This is a genomic window from Stenotrophomonas sp. SY1, assembly GCF_021202945.1.
GTDB lineage: Bacteria > Pseudomonadota > Gammaproteobacteria > Xanthomonadales > Xanthomonadaceae > Stenotrophomonas.
This window is the reverse complement of sequence record NZ_JAJOYR010000007.1, coordinates 1-1,080: the sequence shown is the minus strand read 5'-3', so window position 1 is coordinate 1,080 and position 1,080 is coordinate 1. Positions and strand designations below refer to the sequence as shown.

At 31.3% G+C, this 1,080-nt stretch carries 1 protein-coding gene; it reads right to left on the bottom strand.

What is annotated here, in order from left to right:
* Nucleotides 1-589: 589 nt before the first annotated feature.
* On the bottom strand, nucleotides 590-1,080 hold a 491-nt coding region (locus LR961_RS19075; protein ID WP_232151554.1), incomplete at its 5' end, for a hypothetical protein.

Genomic DNA, 1,080 nt, shown 5'->3' with positions numbered 1-1,080 from the left:
GATCAACATAGACATAAGATAACAATAAAGATCAGAGGATTCATAGGTATACAAAAGGATTTACAGAGGCGGAGCATACCGACAGGAGACCTTTTAATCCATATCTAGGTCGGATGCGAAAAAAATCATAATAATAAAATAATAAAATACTACAATAATGTAAATAACAAATGAAATACATAAATAAATGCATAGGTATAGTTAAATAATAAACAAACAGGTAAATAGTAAATAATAATAAATTGACATATAACTAATAATAAATGAAAATCAGACAGACAAATGATAACAAAACAAAAACAAATAATATAAGATAAATTATAATCATTACAGCATCTTACTTAGGTATTTATCTAAATGATTCTTAAAGCTTCGAACTGAACTACATTGCACTACCTGTGCAGGAAGTTTATTCCATTCATTAACTACACGGTTGGCAAAGTTGTTTCTACCTACTTCCAAATTGAATCTATTTCCGGACAGTTTGAGACCATTGTTTCTTGTCTGACTCTCATTCAGTGTGGAAATTTTGCCAGTTCCCTTTAGAATCTTAAAGACCTGTATCAAGTCACCCCTGAGTCTACGCTTTTTAAGGGAAAACAGATTCACATGTTTTATTTGGTTTCCGTATATATATATATTTTTTTATATTTGGAATCAGTTTTGTGGCTCGCCGTTGTACTTTTTCCAGTCTGTCAATGTCTTTAATGAGATTCGGTGACCATACGGAAACAGCATATTCCAAATGTGGACGAACTAACGATTTATATAGCTTGTTAATGAGTGATGGACTTTTGAAATCAAAAGATCGCGTAATCAGTCCTAGAATCTTATTTGCTTTCTCAGAGGCTGAAATACACTGCTTGGATGATTTGAGGTCGTTACTGATAATTACGCCGAGATCTTTTTCACTATTCTCTTTTGTTAACGAATTTCCAAATAACTTGTAATCGCACTTACTGTTATTTTTACCTATGTGCATTACCTTGCATTTACTTGTGTTAAATTTCATTAGCCACTTTTCAGACCATTGGTGTAATTTATCTAAATTTTCTTGAATATCTAATTGGTTAAAGTAAT